19 protein-coding genes are annotated in these 16,086 nt (G+C 32.1%); 13 read left to right on the top strand and 6 right to left on the bottom strand.

Features of this window, described 5'->3' with window-relative positions:
• Positions 1 to 47 precede the first annotated feature (47 nt).
• On the top strand, positions 48 to 1,211 hold the full coding sequence (locus B3C18_RS21285) for a xylose operon transcription regulator XylR (protein ID WP_291151499.1): 1,164 nt from the start codon (positions 48 to 50) through the stop codon (positions 1,209 to 1,211).
• A gap of 16 nt (positions 1,212 to 1,227) precedes the next feature.
• On the opposite strand, the gene B3C18_RS21280 is transcribed toward B3C18_RS21285, so the two are convergent.
• Both B3C18_RS21280 and B3C18_RS21275 read right to left on the bottom strand, forming a co-directional pair.
• Complete coding sequence (locus B3C18_RS21280) at positions 1,228 to 2,178, bottom strand: tetratricopeptide repeat protein (protein ID WP_291151496.1); 951 nt, start codon at positions 2,176 to 2,178, stop codon at positions 1,228 to 1,230.
• Positions 2,179 to 2,238: 60 nt separating this feature from the next.
• Positions 2,239 to 2,715 carry a TspO/MBR family protein gene (locus tag B3C18_RS21275; protein WP_291151493.1) on the bottom strand — a complete coding sequence of 159 codons (477 nt, stop codon included), beginning with the start codon at positions 2,713 to 2,715 and terminating at the stop codon, positions 2,239 to 2,241.
• A 163-nt stretch (positions 2,716 to 2,878) separates the two neighbouring features.
• On the opposite strand from B3C18_RS21275, the gene B3C18_RS21270 reads away from it, so the two are divergent.
• The 6 genes from B3C18_RS21270 (at position 2,879) to B3C18_RS21245 (ending at position 8,190) form a co-directional block, all read left to right on the top strand.
• Complete coding sequence (locus B3C18_RS21270; protein ID WP_291151490.1) at positions 2,879 to 3,976, top strand: diphosphomevalonate/mevalonate 3,5-bisphosphate decarboxylase family protein; 1,098 nt, start codon at positions 2,879 to 2,881, stop codon at positions 3,974 to 3,976.
• A 45-nt stretch (positions 3,977 to 4,021) separates the two neighbouring features.
• On the top strand, positions 4,022 to 4,276 hold the full coding sequence (locus B3C18_RS21265) for a hypothetical protein (RefSeq protein ID WP_291151487.1): 255 nt from the start codon (positions 4,022 to 4,024) through the stop codon (positions 4,274 to 4,276).
• 50 nt (positions 4,277 to 4,326) lie between these two features.
• Positions 4,327 to 5,265 carry a mevalonate kinase family protein gene (locus B3C18_RS21260; RefSeq protein WP_291151484.1) on the top strand — a complete coding sequence of 313 codons (939 nt, stop codon included), beginning with the start codon at positions 4,327 to 4,329 and terminating at the stop codon, positions 5,263 to 5,265.
• Between the two features lie 64 nt (positions 5,266 to 5,329).
• Entirely contained in the window at positions 5,330 to 5,920 is a 591-nt protein-coding gene (locus tag B3C18_RS21255) for a DUF502 domain-containing protein (protein WP_291151480.1), read from the top strand.
• Between the two features lie 61 nt (positions 5,921 to 5,981).
• On the top strand, positions 5,982 to 6,938 hold the full coding sequence (locus B3C18_RS21250; protein WP_291151477.1) for a geranylgeranylglycerol-phosphate geranylgeranyltransferase: 957 nt from the start codon (positions 5,982 to 5,984) through the stop codon (positions 6,936 to 6,938).
• 343 nt (positions 6,939 to 7,281) lie between these two features.
• Complete coding sequence (locus tag B3C18_RS21245) at positions 7,282 to 8,190, top strand: pseudouridine synthase (protein ID WP_291151474.1); 909 nt, start codon at positions 7,282 to 7,284, stop codon at positions 8,188 to 8,190.
• Positions 8,191 to 8,263: 73 nt separating this feature from the next.
• On the opposite strand, the gene B3C18_RS21240 is transcribed toward B3C18_RS21245, so the two are convergent.
• Complete coding sequence (locus tag B3C18_RS21240; protein ID WP_291151471.1) at positions 8,264 to 8,866, bottom strand: DUF937 domain-containing protein; 603 nt, start codon at positions 8,864 to 8,866, stop codon at positions 8,264 to 8,266.
• Between the two features lie 283 nt (positions 8,867 to 9,149).
• A complete protein-coding gene (locus tag B3C18_RS21235) occupies positions 9,150 to 9,650 on the bottom strand; it encodes a DUF456 domain-containing protein (RefSeq protein WP_291151468.1) in 501 nt (166 codons plus the stop codon).
• A gap of 194 nt (positions 9,651 to 9,844) precedes the next feature.
• Here B3C18_RS21235 and B3C18_RS21230 point away from each other — a divergent pair, with 194 nt between their 5' ends.
• Together B3C18_RS21230 and B3C18_RS21225 are read left to right on the top strand one after the other, a co-directional pair.
• Positions 9,845 to 10,075, top strand: coding sequence for a hypothetical protein (locus B3C18_RS21230; protein WP_291151465.1), 231 nt, complete (start codon positions 9,845 to 9,847; stop codon positions 10,073 to 10,075).
• Between the two features lie 48 nt (positions 10,076 to 10,123).
• On the top strand, positions 10,124 to 10,603 hold the full coding sequence (locus B3C18_RS21225) for a hypothetical protein (protein WP_291151462.1): 480 nt from the start codon (positions 10,124 to 10,126) through the stop codon (positions 10,601 to 10,603).
• 123 nt (positions 10,604 to 10,726) lie between these two features.
• Here B3C18_RS21225 and B3C18_RS21220 read toward each other — a convergent pair whose 3' ends face one another.
• On the bottom strand, positions 10,727 to 11,830 hold the full coding sequence (locus tag B3C18_RS21220; protein ID WP_291151459.1) for a glycosyltransferase family 2 protein: 1,104 nt from the start codon (positions 11,828 to 11,830) through the stop codon (positions 10,727 to 10,729).
• A complete protein-coding gene (locus B3C18_RS21215) occupies positions 11,827 to 12,771 on the bottom strand; it encodes a lysylphosphatidylglycerol synthase domain-containing protein (protein WP_291151458.1) in 945 nt (314 codons plus the stop codon). The genes B3C18_RS21220 and B3C18_RS21215 overlap by 4 nt, the downstream gene beginning before the upstream one ends.
• Before the next feature lie 138 nt (positions 12,772 to 12,909).
• Here B3C18_RS21215 and ruvC point away from each other — a divergent pair, with 138 nt between their 5' ends.
• From ruvC to B3C18_RS21195, 4 genes are all read left to right on the top strand, one after another.
• Positions 12,910 to 13,464, top strand: coding sequence for a crossover junction endodeoxyribonuclease RuvC (ruvC, locus tag B3C18_RS21210; RefSeq protein ID WP_291151456.1), 555 nt, complete (start codon positions 12,910 to 12,912; stop codon positions 13,462 to 13,464).
• A 39-nt stretch (positions 13,465 to 13,503) separates the two neighbouring features.
• Positions 13,504 to 14,364 (top strand): DUF6252 family protein, encoded by an 861-nt coding sequence (locus B3C18_RS21205; RefSeq protein WP_291151454.1) that lies wholly within the window; start codon positions 13,504 to 13,506, stop codon positions 14,362 to 14,364.
• 70 nt (positions 14,365 to 14,434) lie between these two features.
• Positions 14,435 to 15,571, top strand: a complete 1,137-nt coding sequence (gene hemW / locus B3C18_RS21200; protein ID WP_291151452.1) for a radical SAM family heme chaperone HemW — start codon at positions 14,435 to 14,437, stop codon at positions 15,569 to 15,571.
• A gap of 110 nt (positions 15,572 to 15,681) precedes the next feature.
• A complete protein-coding gene (locus tag B3C18_RS21195; protein ID WP_291151450.1) occupies positions 15,682 to 16,059 on the top strand; it encodes a GxxExxY protein in 378 nt (125 codons plus the stop codon).
• Positions 16,060 to 16,086 lie beyond the last annotated feature (27 nt).

Genomic DNA, 16,086 nt, shown 5'->3' with positions numbered 1-16,086 from the left:
TTTTATTTTAATGTAAAGCGTTCAATTCCAAATTAATATCAAATAAAATGATACCGAAAGTATTGCTATTAGTTAACTTTTCTGAAGAATATGGACGAGGGCTTTTAAACGGAATTGCGAAGTATTCCCGACTATTTGGTCCGTTTAACTTTTGTAGAATTCCAATTGTAAGCGGAAATAAAAAGGAATTAAAAAACGCGATTTCGTGGGCAAAAACCTGGGGTGCAAATGGAATTATTGCCCAAATTGAAAATGAACAAGTATTCGAAAAACTACTTTCATTAGACATTCCAATTATTGCGCAAGACACAAATGAACGTTTTGTTGGAATCCCGAATATTACCGGACTTTATAAAGAAACGGGACAAATGGCGGCTTCTTACTTTATCGAAAAAGGGTTTAAAAACTTTGGATTTTATGGTTTCGATAATATTGTTTGGTCGCGTGAAAGATGTGAAGGTTTTTGCGAAAAAGCAGCAGAATTCAATTTTAATGTTCATATCTACCAACATCAAAAAGAAGAAACTCCGCCGTTGTGGAGTTATAAAGAATCGCAATTGGCAGATTGGCTTAAGGCGTTACCAAAGCCTATCGCCATTATGACTTGCGATGATAATCAGGGACAACATGTTACTGAAGCTTGCAAAGCGGTTGGAATTAATGTTCCTGAACAAGTTTCTGTACTTGGCGTCGACAACGATTTGAGTATTTGCAATCTATCTGATCCGCCTTTATCGAGTATTTCTTTAAATACTGAAAAAGCAGGTTTTGAAACTGCCCAGCTTCTTGATAAAATGATGACGAATAAAAATGGTGTTTATAACGATATTCAGGTCGAACATTTACAGATAATTACTCGAAGATCAACTGATTTTCTGGCTGTAAATGACAAAGAAATAAGCAAAGCGCTGCATTTTATCTATTACAATTATAAAGAAAGAATATCTGTAGACGATGTTGTAAATGCAACGGCATTATCCCGAAGAGTTCTGGAAAAAAGATTTCAATTGGTTTTAAAACGAAGTATTCTTGACGAAATCAACACACTCCGAATCAAACAAGTCAAACAGCTTTTAATCGAAACGGAATTATCTATTACTGAAATTTCAGATGTTTGCGGATATACTGATATTAAAAATCTTTCGAGATATTTCAGCCGACATGAAGGCATTAATCCTTTAGAATTTCGAAAATTAAAACAATCTAATTAGAAGTTTAAAAACTTAATTATCTAATCTTTAATATTTTTTTCAAATTCTTCCTTTGAAAATAAATAACAATTAAACCAATCAATAAAATCCCCCCAATTATGGATAGAACAATCCAAATAGTTTCGATTTGATTAAGATAATTAACAATTCCTCCCTTATTTTTTTCCTGGTTTTCTTTTTTGATATTATATACTTTGCCTTGAAAGTAAGAAGTCAGCCTCCTATTAATTAATTCATCTTGAAAACCATATTCTTTGGCAAGATTATAAATTCTTGTAGCGTTTTCATTTTCTCCAATTATCTTTACGGCATTCCCAAGTTCAAAAAGTAAAACAGAAATAATTTTATCTTTAGGCTTTATAAAACTTATTCGCTCATTAACCTGATAATAAATAGACTGAGCTAATTTCTCTAATTCTTTTTTAGATAAATCGGTTTTTGGAAATGCATCCTTCCCAAAACTCTCATTTATCAAAAACTCTCCGGTAACATTTTCTATCTTCTTAACTTTGGCTTCCAATATCCTTAAATGTAACCATTCAGATCCTTTGTGAGATTTTGGATTGATCTCTATAGATTTTTCAATCCATTGATATGCCTTTTCATTTTCCCCCATCAACTCATACAGCGTTCCCAAATTAGAAGCCGTTGAATATCGGTTAGGTTTTATTTTTTCAATATCTAAATATAATTTTAAAGCCTCCTGATATTTCCCTTGAACGATTAAAAGATATCCTTTGTCAGACAGATAATCTATATCATTCGTTTTTTTATATAATTTATCAAGTTCAATTATTAATTCAGGAAATTCTTTAGTGAAAAAATTATGACCATGCGGAACAAGCCCTCTAAAGTCAATATAAACCTGAACCCCATTTTTCAAAACCTTAGTATCTCCATTTAAGCAAGCAAAACCCTTAAACGAAATTAAAATCAACACAATAACAAAAGCCTTGAATTTATTCATAAAGTAAAACGTATCAATTAAACCTGAAACTAAAAAAACTTAAAACGTGAAACAAAAATTTTACTTATTCAACCACCAAATACTAGCATTTAAAACCGCTGCAAATGCAACCCACGCTAAATACGGGATCAACAAATAACCTGAGATTTTATTGATTTTGGTGAATTTTAAATACGTTTCGTAAATCATCAGCCATAAAAGAACAATTTCAATTAATGCCAAAAGCGGGTTTTTTAATCCGAAGAATAAATAAGACCAAATCGCATTAAGCGTTAATTGAATTAAAAAGAAAAGAAGTGCTGTTTTTACCTTTTCGGTTTGTTCTTTTATTTTATCCCAAACAAGTGCTGCTGCAATTGCCATAAAAATATAAAGTGTAGTCCAAACCGGCATAAAAATCCAATTCGGCGGATTAAAAACTGGTTTCGCAATTGTTGGATACCAGCTTTCTACACTTGGTCTTGTTACCATACTTGCAGAATATCCTACTGCTAAACAAATAATTAAAGCTATTATGATTTTTACGGTCTTGTTCATTTTATCAAATTTTGTATCCAAAAATAGTCAAAAGAAAATTTAAACCATATAAGTTATATAAGTTCATTTTAGCAAAACCCGCTTATAAGATCTTACATAACTTATATGGTGAAAAAATTATCTATTATGGTGAAAAAACTATCTTTGCCAAAATTTATATTTCATGTTTACAGCAGCTGATTTTATTCCAAATCCATATACTTCAACAATCGAAAACGGAAACTTTGAATGGAGCGCTCCCAGCAATATTGCATTAGTTAAATATTGGGGAAAAAAAGACAATCAGATTCCGGCAAATCCTTCGGTAAGTTTTACTTTGAATAATTGTAAAACGATTACGAAATTAGGGTTTGAAAAACGAGACGCTTCGACTTCGCTCAGCGTGACAAATTTTTCTTTTGATTTGCTTTTTGAAGGAAAACCGAAAGAAGATTTCAAACCTAAAATTCAGAAGTTTTTAGAACGAGTTGAAGTTTATCTGCCATTTTTAAAAGACTATCATTTTACGATTGATACACAAAATACATTCCCGCATAGTTCAGGAATTGCATCTTCGGCTTCTGGAATGGCTGCTTTGGCAATGAATTTTATGAGTTTGGAGAAATTACTGAATCCGGAAATGACAGATGAATACTTTTATCAAAAAGCTTCCTTTTTAGCGCGTTTAGGTTCAGGAAGTGCCTGCCGAAGTGTAAAAGGAAATGTTGTGGTTTGGGGAAATCAGGCCAATATTGAAGGAAGCACTGATTTATTTGGGGTTGAATTTCCGTACACGATTCACGAGAATTTCAAGAATTATCAGGATACTATTTTATTGGTTGACAAAGGTGAAAAACAAGTTTCTAGCACCGTTGGGCACGATTTAATGCACAATCATCCTTATGCCGAAAGACGTTTTGCTCAGGCACATGAAAATCTGGATAAATTAATTGCCATTTTTGAAAACGGAAATTTAGGTGAATTCATTAAAGTTGTCGAAAGTGAAGCATTGACTTTACATGCCATGATGATGACTTCGATGCCGTATTTTATTTTAATGAAACCAAACACATTAGAAATCATAAATGCAATCTGGAAATTTAGACAAGAAACTCAGATTCCGGTTTGTTTTACGCTTGATGCCGGTGCAAATGTGCATGTTCTTTATCCCGAAAACGTTAGCGAAAAAGTATTACAATTTATTCAGGACAAATTAGTTGTGTTTTGTCAGAATCGTCAGTATATTTGCGACAAAATTGGAGACGGAGCAATTGCATTATAATTTTGCTTATCTTTATATTTATAATACATATTTTTAAGTCAGAACATGAATACTGCAACTATAAAACTTTACGATTTATTTAGAAAAGAACTTAATCTTGATGAGAGTAAGGCTAAGGAATTTGTTGAAGCAATTGACAGAACTATTAGCGAAGAAATTAGACAAGATAAAAACGAAATAGCGACTAAAGATTTTGTAAAGAAAGAAATTGTAGATGCAAAAAATGATATGATTAAATGGTTTGTTGGTCTGTTTTTTGCTTTGGCCATGATGATTATTGGATTATACATAAAAGGCTAAAAATCACCAGACAAGACCCAAATAAAATAAAAAAAGACATAAAATAAATCATGAAAGGACCTTTATTTTACTCAAAAATATTACTCTTTGGAGAATACGGAATTATCCGCGACTCTAAAGGACTTTCTATTCCTTATAATTTTTACAATGGCGCGTTGAAGAAGTCTGAAGAACCTTCGGCAGAAGCAATTGCATCAAACAAAAGCTTACAAAGTTTTGCAGCTTATCTTGAAGTTTTGCAGACAGAACAGCCGGAATTGGTTACTTTCGATTTAGCAGCTCTTAAAAATGATGTCGAAACTGGAATGTATTTCGATTCAAGTATTCCACAAGGATACGGAGTTGGAAGCAGCGGTGCACTTGTGGCGGCTATTTATGACAAATATGCTACAAACAAAATCACAGTTTTAGAGAATTTAACCCGTGAAAAACTATTACAGTTAAAAAATATATTTTCTCAAATGGAGAGTTTTTTCCACGGAAAAAGTTCTGGTTTAGATCCGTTAAACAGTTATTTGAGTATCCCGATTTTAATTAATTCTAAAGATAATATTGAAGCAACCGGAATTCCGACTCAGAGTTTTGACGGAAAAGGTGCTGTGTTTTTATTAGACTCTGGAATTGTTGGAGAAACTGCTCCAATGGTTAGCATTTTTATGGAAAACCTAAAAGATAAAGGTTTCCGTGCCATGCTTAAAAACCAATTCGTAAAATACACTGACGCTTGTGTAGAAAACTTTTTACATGGCGACATGAAGTCTTTGTTTACTAACACTAAAAAGCTTTCAAAAGTTGTTTTAAACAATTTCAAACCAATGATTCCGGAACAATTTCACGGAATCTGGCAAAATGGAATTGACACAAACGATTATTACCTAAAACTTTGCGGTTCTGGAGGCGGCGGTTATATTCTTGGTTTTACTGAAGATCTTGAACGCGCAAAAGCCTCATTAAAAGATTATAAGTTAGAAGTAGTTTATCAGTTTTAACTCTTAAAAGCCGAAATTATTTGATTAGATTTTCATAAGTATTCATCCTAAAAAGTTATTTATTATGAAAAGCATTTTAAAAATAATTAGAGCAACTTTTTTAGGAGGAATTCTGTTTTTGGCACCTTTGGTTGTACTGCTTATTATTCTTGAAAAAGGATACGGTATCATTCAAAAAGTCACGCTTCCGCTTGTAAATTTCCTACCGAGAGTACATGTTTTAGGAATTGCACTTCAGGAACTTGTTGGCACTATAATCTTAATTCTTATTTGTTTTACAGCGGGTTTACTGGCCAGAACTGCCGGAGCAAAAAAGCTCATTCATAAATTAGAGAATGGCGTTTTAAGTTTTGTTCCCGGATATTCATTTATGAAAAGCATGAATGAAAATATTATGGGACTTGAATCGAAAGAAGATTTAAAAGTTATTTTAGTTCCTACAGATGCCGGCTGGCAATTTGCCTTTTTAATAGAACAAATAAATGAAAACAACTTTACTGTTTTTATTCCAGATGCACCAAATCCGTGGAGTGGTTCGGTTTGTTTTGTAGAAAAAAAAGACATTAAAGAAATTGATATGACACAAAAAGAAGCTTTGGCCTGCATTCGAAAACTAGGTTTTGGCTCTAAAGAATTGTTAAAAAACAAACTCTAAATTTCAGGTTTCAAAAATATCCTTTAACTTCCCTTAATCTAATCCAACACCACAATAATTTATGTTAAGCAGACAGCACAAACTTTTAGTTATGAAAATTGTTAGTTTGTTTTCTGTGGTACGCGGCTACAATATTCCTATTATTGTTCTAGCCCAATATTTATCGGCGATTTTTATTTTGGCTCCAGAAAAAAGAGCGTTGGATATATTGCTGGATTTTTATTTGTTTTTGATTGTATTTGCTTCGGCGATTACGATTGCTTCGGGTTATATTATCAATAATTTTTACGACAGTCAGAAAGATTTAATTAATCGTCCTAACAAATCAATGCTGGATCGATTGGTGAGTCAGAAAACAAAACTGACGGTTTATTTCAGTTTAAATTTCCTGGCAGTTTTAATGGCTTCGATTGTTTCCTGGCGTGCTTTTTTATTCTTTTCGGCTTATATTTTCCTGATTTGGTTTTACTCTCATAAAATTAAGAAATATCCAATTGTTGGAAATTTGACTGCAGCATTTATGGCTGTAATTCCGTTTTTTGCAATTTTATTGTATTTCTATAATTCGATTTCTTTTGAAGAAATTGAGAATCACAGAAGTCATTTTGCGGTAATTTCGGCACACGCGATGTTTTTGTTTTTATTGCTTTTGATTCGGGAAATGATAAAGGATTTGGAGAATTTGAAAGGTGATTTGGCCAATGATTATCATACTATTCCAATTACATACAACGAAAAGGTTTCTAAACAAATTATTACGGTTTTGACGTTTTTAACGGTAATTCCGGTTTATATTTTGGTGAATGTTTATGATGTTGGTTATATGGATATTTACTTTTATGTGTGTTTTATGGTTTTGCTTTTTTTCCTTGTTTATTTATGGAGATCCAATTCTAAAGAGCAATTTTTATTACTGCATAATGTCTTGAAGTTTTTGATTGTTTCGGGAGTTTTTTGCATTGTTTTGATTAATCCGAGTGTTTTATGGCACGGACGTGAATTGATTTCTACATTTTAGGTTGGCCCGCTGATTTTACAGGTTTAACGGGTTTTCGCTGGTTATTTTAATTTTTGCCGATTTTTCTTTTGTCCTCTTTGTGCTGGCTTTGAGTGGCTTTGTGTAATAACTAAATGTTTAAAAAAAGCCTATTGTTTAAATTCTAGCCCCGATTGCAGTGGAAATCCTTTTATTTTTTTCTTTAAAAAATAAAAGATTGGAACGAAAAGCGGGAACCAATGCCTCAAAAAAAGCCAATTGTGCTGCTTCAAATCATCTTAAAATCGAATGCTATCAATCTAAGAACATTGAACTTAAGATTTATTAGCAGGAAAAAACTATCTTTGCACAAATTACAGAATTTATGAACAATAAGGAAGGCAATAATAAAAGAGGCGGATCTAGACCAAATAGCTCAAGATCAAACTCAAGCAAGCCAAAACCTCCTATGGCTAAGCGTGCGCAAGGGCCTAAAAAAGCGAAACCTGAAGTTACAGCAGCGAAGGAAGCAGCAGCTGAAAAAATTAAAAAACAAAATCAGCCGGCAAAGAGACAAAAGGCTTCTGACGAAATTCGTTTGAACAAATATATCTCAAATTCTGGGGTTTGTTCTCGTCGTGATGCGGATATATATATTCAGTCTGGAAACGTGAAAGTAAATGGCGTTCCGGTTACTGAAATGGGTTATTTAGTAAAATTGAATGATGTTGTAAACTTTGATGGGGTTACTTTGACTCCAGAAAAGAAAGAATATATCTTATTAAACAAGCCTAAAAACTTTACTACTGCACTTGATGAAGGTCAGGAATACCGTAACGTTCTGGAACTAGTACGTGGTTCTACCAATTCAAAAATTGCTGCGGTGGGAAGAATGGACAAAAATACAACTGGATTGTTATTGTTCACTAACGATACTGACATGATTCGTAAGTTTACTTTACCGAATCAAAAATCTTCTAAAATTTATCAGGTTTCTTTAGATAAGAATTTGAAATTTGAGGATTTAGAAAAAATCAGTAAAGGCTTAGTTCTTGACGGACACCGTGTGTTTGTTGAAGAAGTTAGCTATATTGAAAAAGAAGCGAAAAGTGAAGTTGGCCTTAAACTAAAATCATCGAATGTAAAAGTGGTTCGTGCTATTTTCGAACACTTTAATTATGATGTTTTACGTATTGACCGCGTTGCTTTTGCTGGCTTAACTAAGAAGAATCTTCCTAGAGGAAACTGGCGCTTTTTGACAGATCAGGAAATTATTAATTTGAAAAATTCATAGAAACTAAACTTTCAAATTAAATATCAAATACATTAGAATCCTGTTTTACTTTGTAAAATGGGATTTTTTTTATTCAGAAACTGAAAAAGTTATGTCCGAAAAGTGTAAAGATTGATCTTCCGATGTTTTGATTTTTGTCTTCAACAGTTTCGTAACATGAAAATCCTAAGATGATTTTGATTCCTGGCTGAATGCTGTTTAAGATGTCTCTTTTTTGTTCTTCTAACAGTAATTTTAAACTGTCTAGTAATTGGATATTATTTTTAAGATAAGAGACTACAAGTAGTGCAGAGAAGTTAAGTATTTCGCGGGCCGTTTCGCTTTTGATTCCGACTTCGTTTGAAATCATTTCAGAAATTCTGCCTTTTTTATTGGCGAAAATTTCTTTTAGGAGTGGATTTCCTTCTAAACGATAACAGTCGTCGACTGATAAAATTCTGCCTGAAGTAAAATCGACTTCCTGGTAAAATCCGGAATTATCTTCAATTAGTGAGACAACTTCTTTATAAAACCCTGATTCTTCAGCCTTATTGTAGAGACCCATTAAAACTGTACCAATCGAAACATCAATTCCCTTTATCAGGAGTGCATCATTTTCAAAATAAAATTTATTTAGTTTTGAAACAACGTTAGAAGAAATAAAACGTCTAAGCTCAATTTGTAGGTTTGGGGTCATACTCATAACTTATTAGATAATAATTTATACTCATTCAAAATAATCGATAAAGTGGGGCTTTTTATCGTTTATCAGGATAAAAATATAAAATATTTTAACATATCCAAAAAATAAGTGGAGAATTTACACGTTAGATTGTTAGCGCCTTAACAAAAAAAACGCTCAATACCAGTAAATATAACGCTTTCGTAATCAAAGCAAACTGAAATATTTTCTTAAAAAATTTCAAATTTTTCTTAAAAAAAATAAAAAATAAGAAAAAAGCTAATTATTTGTTACATAATTAAAACAATATGTTTCGATATTCCCATGTGGTGTGTAAAAAAATTCCGAGGTATATGATGCAGAATAAGAAATTTATAAAACTCGACGCAAGGAAGCCAAGAAGGGAACCTGTCGCGGCCTTAATCGCACGTTTATGATTTGTTGAGTCGTAAATTAATTCGCCAACTAATGCTCCAACAAATGGCCCAATTATAACTCCAAAAGGTATTGGGGCAAGAATTCCAACTATTAATCCAATGTTTGTTCCCCAAACTCCGTAGGAACTTCCGCCAAACTTTTTGGTGCCTTTTGCCGGAATTATATAATCTAAAACTGTGATAATTATTGTGAGTACAAGTGTCATTCCTAAAAGCCAGTAATTATTTTCGACTGCTTTTGTTAAATTCAACAGCAATAAGCCAACCCAACAACTTGTAAGACCAGGCAAAACAGGTAAAAAACTACCTAAAATACCTATAATCATGCATACAAAACCTAACGTTAATAATAGTAAATCCATATATTTTTGTAATTTTGCACCTACAAAACTTTATAAAATTAAACATGCGCACTTTTTTGCAATTTATTCTTTTGTTGTCTTTGATTTTTTCAATCAATACGACATGCGCGCAAACCAAAAAACTTTCCATCGACGATCAATTACTGCAAGACAGTATTTATAAAAGCAACAAGAAGAAGATATTAAACTTTTCTATGAAAGAATTTGATACTCTTTTCTTTGAATTTTTTACTCATAAAAATGATCCGGATATTCTTTTAACCAAAACCGAATTTTACAATTATACGGTTCAAATTGCGACCTTTTCTGATCGCCTTGCAAAATTATATCCTGATCAAAAGGAGGTTGCTGCACAAAACAAAGAACATTGGCTTTCAGAAAGGTATGAAGATTATTTAGAATACAAAGGTTCTCAAAAAAAATAATCGTATTTTTATACTTCAGTTTATTTTATCCAATTCAACATCAAAGCCTTGAAGCATTTTTCTATTTTTATTCTTTTACTATTTTTTAATTCTTGTCAATATTTTGAGAAGAAGGTTCCCTCTGAGAAAGAATTACTGCAAAAGGAATTAAAATCTATAAATTGGAAAGAGGTTGACGAATATCCTACTGTTGCTGAATGCGAAACAATCAATGATAAAAAGGAGCGTCAAAAGTGTTTTTTTGATGTAATGTCTCAGCTTATTCAGCAAAAACTAAACGTTGATAGTTTATCTATTTTATATCCTGATCTTGATACTATACAGGTAAAAGTGACTGTTTTTCCTAATTCGAAAATGAAATTCGAGCCTGAATTTCAAAAAGATTCTGTTGCTTACGACACTATTAGAATTGACAGCATTCTTCATGCGCGTTTAGTTGATTTCCCTAAAGTAAATCCGGCTATAAAACGCGGTCTTCCTGTAAAAACACAGTTTACGCTGCCTGTAATTATTAAAGCTAAAGAATAGCTTTTTTTTTCACCATATAAGTGATATAAGTTCATTTAAAAACTTGGTGCAAAATTTTGAGCAAGCAAAAACACCTCGATTTGATTTTAGCTTAAATCACTTATATAACTTATATGGTTTAAACTATTTTACAAAGCGTCGATCTTTCCATTCGTACGAACCAAATAAACTATATAAGGCTACTGTTGAGCTGAAAAACGGATACAATAAACTACTCAATAAAAGGCTTTTTATTCTGGTTTTAGTCAAAAATTGATTGGTTTTATAAAGCAGAATAAAATCGATTGTGAACTTTAAAAAAGCAAATAAAACGAAGAATGGATAATGCCAGATTCTTAAAACAAATAAGAAAAACGCGATCACAAAACTCAAATTTCCGAAGAAAACAATTATTCCTAAAAACTTTCCAAACGTACTTTTATAGGAACTTGTTTTTGCCGCCCAGCGAACTCTTTGGTAAAATAAAGATTTGCAGGTTTCGGTTGGTTTTGTAATTACGATTGCTTCTTGGGCTTTTAAATAATGAACTTCGTTTGGGAATTTTTCAATGGCTTTTTGCAGTAAAAAAACATCGTCTCCGCTGGCAATTTTATCATTTCCATCAAAACCTTTTAAGTTTTCAAACAATGATTTTGTGTAAGCAAAATTTGCTCCGTTGCACATAAAACCTTTGCCTAAACCAAAACTGCCAATTGTTGCGCCTTGTAGACTGGTTAAATCTAATTGCTGAAAATGATGCAGAAATAAATTTTCGCATTCATACGAAACCGCACCGGCAAGCATTGAAACTTTATTTTCCTGAATATAATTATCGAAAGTCAAAAGCCAGTTTTCCGGAACAATACAATCGGCATCTGTTGTAATTACCCAATTGGTTTTTACATGCTGCATTGCAGTTGTAATGGCGTCTTTTTTTGGCGAATTTGAATTCCTAACATTATCAACTATCGTAATTTGGAATTTGGAATTTAAAACTTGGAATTTCTCTTTAGAGCTATCATCAACTAAAATTACTTCAAATAAATCTGTGGGATAATTTAGGTTTGAAAAGCTTTTTAAAAGTTTTGGAAGATTCTTTTCCTCATTTCGAAATGGAACTATAATTGTAAAACTTGTCTTTGGAGTTAAACCTTTATTTTGATAGTTTTTCACTTTGAAAAAACCCTGAATAAGTGAACCGATACTTATTATATAAAGGATCAATATTTCAAATAAACCGAAAATCATGCTGCGCTTTTGGTTTTAAAATTCAGGACAAAATAACTTCCTAAAACAACTGGCAAAACCACATTTAGAAACCACATTAAGGTGCTTATAAAAACTACAATCCATTCGTTTACGCCCAGAATTCCGAAGAAATAAATGGCTACACTTCCTTTTACTGCAAAGTCTAAAAACTGAAAGGTTGGCAAAGATGAAGCTAAAAAATAGACAGATGTAACTGCCGCCATTAAAGTTAAATAGGGCAAATCAACATCAAAAGCTAAAAACAAAAAGTAATATTGATGTGAGAAAACTAAATATCTTAAAACTCCTAAAAGAATATTTTTTTGATGAATAGGTTTCGGAATTTCATTGATTTTATGAATTAGTTTTTCAATTGAATAACCTTTAATTTTAATTTTTTTCAGAGAAAATAAAATAATCAAAATCACAATAAATCCTCCAAACAAAATCGCAACTGTTTTTGATGTAATAACATTGTATTTTGCATTGAAATACATCAATCCAAATATTCCGAAAATAACGGTCAAAATCATCTGGATTCCGTTACAAATTAAGTTTAGGAAAACTACTTTTTTAGCATCGTTTTTTGGATAATACAACGCTTTACCGGCGTACTCTCCTACTCCGTTTGGTGTAAAAATTCCGGCCGTTAAAGCTGCTAAAACCTGCTTTGTAGCTTCATAACCTGAGATTTGATGAATTACTTTGGCAAGATTCTGCCATTTTAAAATTTCAAAATAACGATTCAAAACGCTCAAAAGCAATATAAACGAAATCCCTAAAACTGATTGATTTTTTTGAAACAAAACAATGAATTTCTGCCAGTCAAGTTTGTCGTTATTTGCCAGCTGATCGTAAATAAAATAAAATGCACCGCCTACAATCAAAAGTTTGACTAGAAGAACAAGGAATTGCTTAGCTTTGTGAGGAATTGAAATCATGCCGCAAAAGTAAGCAAAAGTATTGCGAAAATGCTATTTCACAAAGATTCACGAAGAAATCACAAAGACACACAGAGATATAAAAACTTTGTGAATCTCTGCGGCAACTTAGCGAGACTTTGTGTAACCCAACAAATAATGACAAAAGAACGCATCATATTAGGTATTGACCCCGGAACCACAATTATGGGTTTTGGATTGATAAGAGTCATCAATAAAAAAATGGAATTTTTGCAGTTAAACGAATTGCAATTGTCCAAATACGACAATCATTACCAAAAACTAAAAATCATTTTTGAAAGAACCATTGAATTAATCGAAACGCACCATCCAGATGAAATTGCGATTGAAGCACCTTTCTTTGGTAAAAACGTACAATCGATGTTGAAATTAGGACGCGCACAAGGTGTTGCGATGGCCGCGGGACTTTCAAGAGATATTCCGATTACGGAATACGAACCAAAAAAGATAAAAATGGCAATTACCGGAAACGGAAATGCCAGTAAAGAACAAGTTGCAAAAATGTTACAGCAACTTTTAGGTTTAAAAGAATTACCTAAAAATCTGGATTCAACCGATGGTTTGGCGGCTGCGGTTTGTCATTTCTTTAATTCAGGGAAAATTGTGGCTGGAAAAAGTTATACTGGCTGGGATGCTTTTGTAAAACAAAATGAGGATAAGGTTCGAAAATAATTATATTTGTTATAATTAATCCAAAACCCAAATTTTCCAATGACAAAATTTAAAGTTATTGTGTTCGTTTTATTTACGGCGTTTATTTCCTCATGTTCTTCTAATGACAGTAATGATGACGAAAATTCATCCGCTGAAGCTTATTTTAACTTTACATATGACGGTAAAGTACAAACCGCAAAAACATGGGAAGCCCAAAAACAAGGTGATTTCATAGAAGTTTTGGGAACATCTCAAGAAGGAATGGCAATTGGTTTTAAATTTAATATTTATGGAAATTTGTACCAAGCTACTACAAATCCTACATCAGTAACCAGTCAGATTCCTTGGCTGGTAGCTTCTGAAAATTTTACTTCTAATACTTTTACCTTTACTTTAGAAAATCTAAATACCACAGACAAGACAGTTCAGGTTAAATTTTCCGGAAAAGTATATGAAAACGGCTATGATTACGAATCAGATTTTGTTAACGTAAGCGGTTCGTTTAAAGTTCCTTATAAAGACATTACTCCAGAAATTGAAGGACTTGGTACTTTTGCTAAAATTGATGGAAAAGACTGGCATGGTTTAGCATTTGAAGGTACAATTGAAAATCAGGAGACAAAAATAATTTATGCACAGAATGACGGCGAGTATACCATTGGTATTGCATTTCCTGATTATGAAGCAAAAACAGGAACTTATAATTTTACAAGCAATAATACTTACCGAATTTCTTTTCAAAAATACGATGTAGCAACTCACGAAGACGTTACTTATGATGTTTCCGGAACCGTTACTTTTACAACCCTGAATGATTATTTAGCAGCAGGAACTTTTAGTTTAACCGCAACACATCCGGTGACTAAAGCAAAAATTGTCATTTCGAATGGTACCTTTAAAGAAAGTGCAGAATTCTAATAAAACATAATTTATCATTAATTAATATTGATAATTGAAGAGCAAGATTTACCTTGCTCTTTTTTTTATTATGTCAGGTATCTACATCCATATTCCATTTTGCAAGCAGGCTTGCCATTATTGCGACTTTCATTTTTCTACTTCAATGAAAAAGAAAGACGAAATGGTTTTGGCTTTAGCCAAAGAAATTATTGTGCGCAAAAACGAATTCACAAATGAAATTGTAGAAACTATTTATTTTGGCGGTGGAACTCCTTCTGTATTATCAAATGACGAAATCAACTTTTTAATTGCAGAAGTTTATAAAAATTATAATGTTTCAGAAAATCCAGAAATTACATTGGAAGCCAATCCCGATGATTTATCTGCCGAACGAATTTTAGAATTATCTAAAAGTCCGATAAATAGATTAAGTATTGGGATTCAGTCTTTTTATGAAGAAGATTTGAAGATGATGAATCGCGCTCATAATTCGGCGGAAGCCAAAAAATGTTTAGAAGAAGCGACAAAGTATTTTGATAATATTTCGCTCGATTTAATTTACGGAATTCCGGGAATGAGCGACGAAATGTGGAAACAAAATATCGAAACGGCTTTGAGTTTTGGTATTCCGCATATTTCGAGTTATGCTTTGACGGTTGAACCGAAAACGGCTTTGAGCAAATTAATTCAAACTGGAAAAATTGCGGAACCGCAAGACGAAGCAGCTTCGAATCATTTTATGATTTTGGTTGAAACGCTTCAAAAAAATGGATTTATCCATTACGAATTATCCAATTTTGGAAAAGAGAATTATTTCTCCAAAAACAATTCGGCTTATTGGTTAGGCAAAAAATATATCGGAATCGGACCTTCTGCACATAGTTATGACGGCATAAAAAGAGGCTGGAATATTGCAAATAATTCATTGTATTTAAAAGCAATTCAGAATGATGAACTTCCTATTGAAACAGAAATCCTGACTATTTCAGATCGTTATAATGAATATATTATGACGGGGTTACGAACGATTTGGGGCGTTTCTCTAGAAAGAATTGAAAAGGAATTTGGTTTGGAATATTTGAATTATCTGGAAAAACAATCTCAGAAATTTTTAAACGACGATTTGCTTTCAATCGAAAATAACATCCTAAAACCAACTCTAAAAGGAAAATTTTTAACCGATGGAATTGCTTCAGATTTATTTTATTTAGATTCTGAAGTTTAACCGCAAGGTTCGCTAAGGTTTACGCAAAGAACGCTATTCATTTTTTTTGTAAGAATAAAATTATATTTTAAAATTTTCAAATGCTATATTTGAGCTTTAATATTGATTTTATGACAGAAAATGATTTATCCCGAATTGTATTTAATTCTGCTTTAAAAGTTCACCAGACTTTAGGTCCAGGACTTTTGGAAAGTGCTTACGAAGAATGTCTATTTTTTGAATTAAGAAAACTTGGTTTATCAGTTGAAAAACAAAAAGCTTTACCTTTAATATATGAAGAAGTAAAACTAGATGTTGGTTATCGATTAGATATTTTAGTAGAAAATAAACTAATTTTGGAAATAAAAGCAGTCGATTGTTTAAATGAAGTTCATTTTGCTCAACTATTGACTTACTTAAAACTAACAAATTGCAAACTAGGGTTATTAATAAATTTTAATGTTGCATTATTAAAACATGGAGTTAAAAGAATAGCAAACAATCTTTAATAAAATCCTTGCGCCCTTTGCGTAAAC

Origin of the sequence: Flavobacterium sp. UBA7680 (genome assembly GCF_002482975.1) — a bacterium.
Taxonomy (GTDB): domain Bacteria; phylum Bacteroidota; class Bacteroidia; order Flavobacteriales; family Flavobacteriaceae; genus Flavobacterium.
This window is presented reverse-complemented; position numbering and strand designations above follow the sequence as displayed.

Excerpts from the sequence above, each read along its gene's own strand:
- B3C18_RS21260 (WP_291151484.1), top strand. The coding sequence starts at position 4,327 with ATGAAAGGACCTTTATTTTACTCAAAAATATTACTCTTTGGAGAATAC.
- B3C18_RS21265 (WP_291151487.1), top strand. The coding sequence starts at position 4,022 with ATGAATACTGCAACTATAAAACTTTACGATTTATTTAGAAAAGAACTT.
- ruvC (WP_291151456.1), top strand. The coding sequence starts at position 12,910 with ATGACAAAAGAACGCATCATATTAGGTATTGACCCCGGAACCACAATT.
- B3C18_RS21280 (WP_291151496.1), bottom strand. The coding sequence starts at position 2,178 with ATGAATAAATTCAAGGCTTTTGTTATTGTGTTGATTTTAATTTCGTTT.
- B3C18_RS21250 (WP_291151477.1), top strand. The coding sequence starts at position 5,982 with ATGTTAAGCAGACAGCACAAACTTTTAGTTATGAAAATTGTTAGTTTG.
- B3C18_RS21195 (WP_291151450.1), top strand. The coding sequence starts at position 15,682 with ATGACAGAAAATGATTTATCCCGAATTGTATTTAATTCTGCTTTAAAA.
- B3C18_RS21215 (WP_291151458.1), bottom strand. The coding sequence starts at position 12,771 with ATGATTTCAATTCCTCACAAAGCTAAGCAATTCCTTGTTCTTCTAGTC.
- B3C18_RS21230 (WP_291151465.1), top strand. The coding sequence starts at position 9,845 with ATGAAAGAATTTGATACTCTTTTCTTTGAATTTTTTACTCATAAAAAT.
- B3C18_RS21285 (WP_291151499.1), top strand. The coding sequence starts at position 48 with ATGATACCGAAAGTATTGCTATTAGTTAACTTTTCTGAAGAATATGGA.
- B3C18_RS21275 (WP_291151493.1), bottom strand. The coding sequence starts at position 2,715 with ATGAACAAGACCGTAAAAATCATAATAGCTTTAATTATTTGTTTAGCA.
- B3C18_RS21220 (WP_291151459.1), bottom strand. The coding sequence starts at position 11,830 with ATGATTTTCGGTTTATTTGAAATATTGATCCTTTATATAATAAGTATC.
- B3C18_RS21255 (WP_291151480.1), top strand. The coding sequence starts at position 5,330 with ATGAAAAGCATTTTAAAAATAATTAGAGCAACTTTTTTAGGAGGAATT.
- B3C18_RS21245 (WP_291151474.1), top strand. The coding sequence starts at position 7,282 with ATGAACAATAAGGAAGGCAATAATAAAAGAGGCGGATCTAGACCAAAT.
- B3C18_RS21205 (WP_291151454.1), top strand. The coding sequence starts at position 13,504 with ATGACAAAATTTAAAGTTATTGTGTTCGTTTTATTTACGGCGTTTATT.
- B3C18_RS21240 (WP_291151471.1), bottom strand. The coding sequence starts at position 8,866 with ATGACCCCAAACCTACAAATTGAGCTTAGACGTTTTATTTCTTCTAAC.
- B3C18_RS21235 (WP_291151468.1), bottom strand. The coding sequence starts at position 9,650 with ATGGATTTACTATTATTAACGTTAGGTTTTGTATGCATGATTATAGGT.
- hemW (WP_291151452.1), top strand. The coding sequence starts at position 14,435 with ATGTCAGGTATCTACATCCATATTCCATTTTGCAAGCAGGCTTGCCAT.
- B3C18_RS21270 (WP_291151490.1), top strand. The coding sequence starts at position 2,879 with ATGTTTACAGCAGCTGATTTTATTCCAAATCCATATACTTCAACAATC.